We start from the raw sequence: 6,241 nt of genomic DNA on the forward strand, positions 1-6,241 counted from the left end.
GTTGCAATTTCTGTTTACGAAATTTATGCCGCTGAAAATAAGGTCTCAGAATCGGGGCGGCAAATAGCGATAAACGCCGCAGGCTGCGTAATGGCGGGATTGATGTGTGGGCCAGATGCATCTGTTTGTGTACTTATTGGTGGTTTTGTCAGCGGTGCTCTTGCAGTATCGGAGATGGGTAGTGTGTGGAATTGATTATGCAACAGGTTAATTCAATATCTCTGGTAAAGGGTCAAGAAGCGACAGATTTATCCCAGGCGCAGCCTAACGTAGTGATCAATGGCAATAGCACAGACATTATTGTACCAGGGCAAATACTGGAAGCAGCTGTTCAGGTTAATGATCATCGCTATATCTTTTTTTAACGGATGACATTATTTTCGAGGAGTCACTGACAATTGCTCTTATCGATGTTAAGGATGGCGTTAAAGAAATCGTCCGTTTGGGTAATGAGTATTCTACGGGAAGTTTTGAGGTATTATCCGTTACAGTAGCAAGTATCAACTTCAGATTCTTTGGTAATTTTCTCTGGACAGTGAACAACGTCGACTCCCCGCGCTTAAGGCTTCCTTTTGGTTCAGAGCCCAAGGTGTAAAACGAGAGGCTGGCCTGAAAAAATACATGACGATTTCGGCCACTCCTACGCCAGAGAAAGTTCGTTGATGCGACTTTCTGCAAAGCGCAACGTCAGTACGTTAACATTGTAAAGGCAACGACAAGACCTCTTATAATGTAGCTCGTAAAGCTACATTCTGCACGTGTCTATTCACACGCTCAATTTATCCAGTCATAAGTCTGGAAATACTCAGTAAATCAATATCCTTAACAGAATCTACAGTTCCGAAATTACGCCACCCGCGTATACTGCATTCACGCCACCGAAAAACACCTGAACGCAAAAGGATTCGCACCCATGACAGCGTCCTCAAACCGCATCGCAAGCCAGGCTATCGTGGCTCTCACGTTATTGCTCAGCGGTTGCGTTTACCATGATTATCCCTCCCCTCGTATTGAGGGCACATTGAATAACGCAGGAAAACCGCTGCCCCGGGTAACCGTTTCGTTAGTGGAATTCGACCGACACATTGCCACGACACAAACGGATAATAACGGGTATTTTTCTTTCGTACCGCAGGGAGACTGGCATGTTTTTATACCCATCGGACCGCAAGATCGCCTGAGTAGCTGGACACTGACAACAATCGACCCTCAGGGACAAAAACGCGATATTTACACCTCCCAACGCTTTGGCGGGCCTTTTTCAGGCTATTCCAGGAACGACAGCGTGAAACTGTTCTGCGAACTCTCCCCAACAAGCGGGGAGAGTCAAAATATATTTTGCGAAGCTCAGTGAGTTAATTAACTTTACTCATGGCCAAAAGCCACCAGTAATAGGGATATGCATGCCCCTGGTACACGGCATTGAACCTGAAAATAATTAATTCCTCTGCGTAACTAAATACGCTTCACGGTATAACGCCAAAATAACATTACAGTTTTTTCCTAAAGCCACGCCGCTTCGTCTGTGCCATGCTGAATCACGCTCATAACCGATAACGTTAAATGAGGATATTATGAAAAAAACAATTATCGCATTATCTGCCGTTCTGCTGGCTTCCCCAGTATTTGCTGCGACCACACATGCAACTGACGATACCGTCGCTGCGGCGAAGGCAAACGCCAACGACGCGAAGCAAAAACTGCACGAAGAGCAGAATAAAGGCGAAGAGCTGAAGCTGAAACAGAAGCATGCTGCAGAGGGTAAAACCGAAAACTTAGGCAGCAAGGTCAGCGAAGATTCCCAGAAAGCCTGGCATAAAACCAAAGAAGGTACCGAGAAAGGGTGGGATGCCACCAAAGAAGGTGCTGAGAAAGGCTGGAATAAAACCAAAGAAGGTGCCAGCGAGCTGGAAAAGAAAGTTACTGAGTAATCCCTTCGAAAGGCCGCAGACGCGGCCTTTTTTATTCCCTCCGGCCCTGCTTCCTGCAGACTAAACTTGTCTCAGGGGGACTCCATCATGAACAGCGAACACACCGCACCTGAAACCCAGGGCGTTACCGTTGAATTACTCTCCGTCGTCGATCTGGGTCCGGAAATAGCGGGCATGGCCGGGCGCCAGCTTCGCATGCGCAGGGTCACTCTCGCTCCCGGCGCGGTCTTTGGTCCGGTGCATAATCATATCGACAGACCGGGCACCGTGTTTATCCTTGAAGGTACCATCACCGATCATCGTCACGGTATTGCGACTGATTACGGTCCCGGTGTCGGCTGGCCGGAAGATCACAACACGGTCCACTGGCTGGAAAACCGGGATCCGGTAACCGCCGTCGAGATCTCGGTGGATATTATTAAGACGTCCTGACGCCTAAAAGCCGAATAGATCCCCGGGGTTGCGCGTTAACGCCTTGCCACCCCTAAAGAGATCCTGAGATGTTGCGACGCCTGGTTATTCTGTTCGTGTTGCTCTGTCCGCTGGCGCAGGCCGCCCCGCAGAGCTATACCATTGATACTGAAAACACCGCCATACGGTTATCCTGGCACGCCTTCGGGGGGATCCTCTCCTGGGCCAGATTCAGTGGCGTCACGGGTTCCGTAACCCTTAACCCGGAGAAGGATATCGATGACCATATTCATGTCACCCTTCCCGTGGCTACCCTGGTTGCCTCAAACAGCCTGCTCACCTGGCAACTGAAAAGCGACATGTTTTTTGAATCTGAACGTTATCCTGTTATCGAATTTATCAGCTCACGCGTGGTCGCTCAGGGTTCAGGAACGTTCAGGGTGTTCGGAACATTGACCGTACGCGACATTGCCCGCCCGGTCATTCTGGACGCCGTCGTGAAAGATCCGCACGCGCCGGTCCTTACGCTGGATGCGACAACAACCATTTCGCGCGCGGCCTACGGCATGGATAAATTTGCGCTGGTCGTTGATGACAAGATTGCCATCACCATTGCGATTCAGGCTAACGGCATCCCGTCATCCTGAAATCAGGCTTTGCAGCTGCTCTGCACTGCCCCGCAACTGTGGGAGCGGGTTGCGGCCGATCAGCACAAACTGATATCCCGCTTTCTGCCACCACACCAGGTTCATGTCGTGCCGCTGTTCCTGTTGAGCGGCTGTCGTTGTCTGCTCTGTCGGGGAGATACACAGCGCCATTGGGCCGTAGTCGGCATTTATCCAGGCTATTTGCGCGATAGAGGTGGTTTCATAGCGCAGCATGCGGACCATTTTAAGCTCTGCTCCATGCAGGATAAGCTGTGACGCCTGAAGTTGCAGGCCGATATCCTGCGCTGCCCGTTCCAGCCCACGCTGCAGAACATGCGGCGCACTGTCCATATCCAGCAATGTCTCGACGCTGTAAAGCGACATGTATTGCGCTTCGAGGTCACGAATATGGGCGTTTTCATCAGAAGGTGCGAAAGCGGGTCGCAACCCATATCCCACGCCGGAACCGACCACCAGGAAACTGACCGACGCGGCAATGAGTGCGCGCCGGCTTACGCCAGCCGGGCTAGCGGGCTTCGGATCGGGCAGTTCCGCCAGCCGGGCCTGCATCTTCTCCAGAGGAGCATCATCCAGCATAGCGGCAAACGCGCCGGGGTAATCCGCATTGCTTTTCATTAACTCGGCGGTCCGCCCGGAGAGGCGCTCGTCACGTCTCAACTCTTCTTCAAATTTTTGCGCGTCGGCATGACACATCTCGCCATCTATCCATGCCACGATAGCCTCATCGTTATAGGGCGCTGTAAAACGGTGCGCGTTCAAGAGCGTTTCTCCTTAACCGGGGGCAAGGCATCGGCAGACGCTGCCAGCGTTGCCCGTGCCGTCGCCAGTCGGCTCATTACGGTACCGATCGGCACCGCCAGGGTGTTCGCGGCTTCCTGATAGGTAAAGCCTTCGACATACACCAAAAAAACCGTGTTGCGCTGGGCTTCCGGAAGCGCGTTGACGCGCTGCATCACCTTCAGGTAATGCAGGCGCGTCTCATCCTGTTCACGGGTATCCGGTGCCAGAAGCTCGTCGCTGGCGACAAACCCCTGCCCCTGACGAACATGGCGTGCCCGAAGCTCAGAGATCCAGATGGAGTGCAATATCGCAAACAGCCACCTGTCAATACGCGTACCGGGCATGTACTGACTGCTTTTTTCAAGCGCGCGGACGCAGGTGGACTGAACCAGCTCTTCGGCGACATCCCTGTTTCGCGACAACACCAGCCCATAACGCCAGAGACGTGAGAGGTGTGCGGCTAACTGTTGGCGAACCTCACGGGTAGCGATGTGTTTTCCCTCCACGAGAAGATCAGGATTCCGGATGTCCGTTAATGGCAGCCTGCAGGTCACGGTACTCTTCACAGGACTGGCCGCAAATACCGGCAATCACTTTCAGTTGCTCTTTGGCCAGATCCGGACGTCCTTTGACCATCCACGCCTCGCCCAGGTATTCACGGGCTTTGGCATAATCCGGGGCGATAGCCAGCGCACGCTGGTAGTAACCGATACCTTCATCCGTACGACCCAGTTTGCGGGTGGCATACCCGCGATAGTTCCATGCTTCAGCCGTGTTGTTATTTTTTAGCGAATCAAGAAGGTTCAGCGCCGCCTGGTACTCGCCTTTTTTAGCAAGGTGATAGGCATAGTTGGTTTTGTCCTGATCGCTAAGGCTGCTGCTCTTATCGGGCACACATTTCTGAGTTGCACTGTCATACACCTGTCCGGACGGACAGTCGGGTGTTTTGCTCTCGGTACTATTATCGCCCATCGCCAGCGCGAGAGGAGACAACAGGGAAAAAATCAGCACCGGGATCAAACGCACAGAGGTGGTGTTCATAAAAGGCTCCAGGGTGAATGGGAATGACGTCAGTAAACGCGTGAGCGATGCATTTTATTCATTCCCGGGCCCCTCTTTTTTTTCTCAGAATCATGTTGGCGTCGTATCCCCATTAAATGTTGAACGGGATATTTGATCTTTACTCCCTGTTAGTTATTATTTTTCTCTCCGTAGCAGAATCCCGGCACCGCACAAGAATATATTTTTAATTAATTGCCAACATAATATATGTTATATCAAAAACGTTACCCTAACTTAAACGCACATTAAGCTGGCATAAACAATAGCGTTTAACGCCATCCTATAAAAAGTCCCCTGCTAAATATTTATTCATGCCAAATGATAAAACACCGCAATTTACAAACAAATAAAAATACAATAAATACAACAAGTTATATTTTTTAAATTATAATAGCCAGCTATGAATTAATGCCCCCTTCAACGCTTCACACAGTGTTTACAGATGCTTAATTTGCACATTCAGACTTTTCTGGCTATATCATTTTTATATCGTCAAAACCAATACCTCCATTAATTACAGGGTTTTATACAACACAAAAATACAAATAAACGACATTCTCTCTCATGAGTAATTAGATTCGCTCTGATGTTGCCACTCTGGATTATGGCGGGCATCGTTCGCTCTAAAAAAAATAACGGTGAGTGCTGCGTAAATAACAGCAACTCCGCCGGGGGCGTGCTTTACCTTCCGCAGAGATGGCGCATCTTGCACGCCGTTCACGACAACTCTGCTGGAGTAATACCTAAATGAGCCAAATCTCTGTTATATCGAAACTCACTGGCGTGGAAACTACCACGGAAGGCACACAGGTTACGCTGAGCCATTCCTCTATCGTTGAGCTTCATGTAGAGCGAGCCGATGTCTCCCACTTCGCCCGCAGTGGTAACGATCTGGTGGTCACGCTGCACTCTGGCGAGGTCATTACCCTGAAGAATTTCTACGTCACCGACGCGGAGGGGGTGAGTCAGCTGGTCCTGGAAGAGAGTGACGGTGCGCTGTGGTGGATTGAAGATCCTACCGGGGCTGCTACCTACGAATCTATCGCCTCCACGGACGTATTACTGGCGGCCTCAGGCGGTGATACCGGTGGCGCAGCCATCTGGCCATGGGTACTCGGTGGTCTTGCTGTCGCAGGCGGGATCGCTGTCGCGGCAAGCAGCGGCGGCGGAGGGGGTGGCGACGATGATGATGACAATACGAACCCCGGCACGCCGGGCAATCCTTCCGATCCGGATACCACACCGCCAAATGCGCCTTCCAACCTTCAATTCTCCTCAGATGGTAAAACTGTCACAGGTACTGCCGAACCCGGCAGTACGATTACGCTGAAAGACGCGGACGGCAATCTGGTCGGCACGGGTAAAACCGGTAGCGACGGCAAATTCACC

9 protein-coding genes and 1 pseudogene are annotated in these 6,241 nt (G+C 51.2%); 7 read left to right on the top strand and 3 right to left on the bottom strand.

Annotation, left to right across the window (positions count from 1 at the left end; genetic code table 11):
• From JTA15_RS12290 to JTA15_RS12315, 6 genes and pseudogenes are all read left to right on the top strand, one after another.
• Positions 1-195: pseudogene (locus JTA15_RS12290) on the top strand (hypothetical protein); the annotation flags it as partial.
• Positions 196-197: 2 nt separating this feature from the next.
• Complete coding sequence (locus JTA15_RS21815) at positions 198-365, top strand: hypothetical protein (protein WP_226777971.1); 168 nt, start codon at positions 198-200, stop codon at positions 363-365.
• Between the two features lie 548 nt (positions 366-913).
• Positions 914-1,354, top strand: a complete 441-nt coding sequence (locus tag JTA15_RS12300; protein ID WP_219372344.1) for a carboxypeptidase-like regulatory domain-containing protein — start codon at positions 914-916, stop codon at positions 1,352-1,354.
• 220 nt (positions 1,355-1,574) lie between these two features.
• Positions 1,575-1,931: a hypothetical protein gene (locus tag JTA15_RS12305; protein ID WP_014171277.1), complete on the top strand. Its 357-nt coding sequence runs from the start codon at positions 1,575-1,577 to the stop codon at positions 1,929-1,931.
• An 87-nt stretch (positions 1,932-2,018) separates the two neighbouring features.
• Positions 2,019-2,363, top strand: a complete 345-nt coding sequence (locus JTA15_RS12310) for a cupin domain-containing protein (RefSeq protein WP_219372345.1) — start codon at positions 2,019-2,021, stop codon at positions 2,361-2,363.
• Between the two features lie 68 nt (positions 2,364-2,431).
• Positions 2,432-2,989: a YceI family protein gene (locus tag JTA15_RS12315; protein ID WP_134179428.1), complete on the top strand. Its 558-nt coding sequence runs from the start codon at positions 2,432-2,434 to the stop codon at positions 2,987-2,989.
• Here JTA15_RS12315 and JTA15_RS12320 read toward each other — a convergent pair.
• The 3 genes from JTA15_RS12320 to JTA15_RS12330 are packed head-to-tail and all read right to left on the bottom strand — an operon-like array spanning position 2,981 to position 4,831.
• Complete coding sequence (locus JTA15_RS12320) at positions 2,981-3,769, bottom strand: anti-sigma factor (protein ID WP_219372346.1); 789 nt, start codon at positions 3,767-3,769, stop codon at positions 2,981-2,983. The genes JTA15_RS12315 and JTA15_RS12320 overlap by 9 nt on opposite strands.
• Positions 3,766-4,296 carry a sigma-70 family RNA polymerase sigma factor gene (locus JTA15_RS12325; RefSeq protein WP_079231754.1) on the bottom strand — a complete coding sequence of 177 codons (531 nt, stop codon included), beginning with the start codon at positions 4,294-4,296 and terminating at the stop codon, positions 3,766-3,768. The genes JTA15_RS12320 and JTA15_RS12325 overlap by 4 nt, the downstream gene beginning before the upstream one ends.
• A gap of 7 nt (positions 4,297-4,303) precedes the next feature.
• Complete coding sequence (locus JTA15_RS12330) at positions 4,304-4,831, bottom strand: tetratricopeptide repeat protein (RefSeq protein WP_032678808.1); 528 nt, start codon at positions 4,829-4,831, stop codon at positions 4,304-4,306.
• Between the two features lie 768 nt (positions 4,832-5,599).
• Here JTA15_RS12330 and JTA15_RS12335 point away from each other — a divergent pair.
• A partial coding sequence (locus JTA15_RS12335; protein ID WP_219372347.1) for a BapA prefix-like domain-containing protein occupies positions 5,600-6,241 on the top strand: 642 nt, incomplete at its 3' end.

Source organism: Enterobacter sp. BIDMC 29 (assembly GCF_019378755.1).
GTDB classification, from domain to species: domain Bacteria; phylum Pseudomonadota; class Gammaproteobacteria; order Enterobacterales; family Enterobacteriaceae; genus Enterobacter; species Enterobacter ludwigii.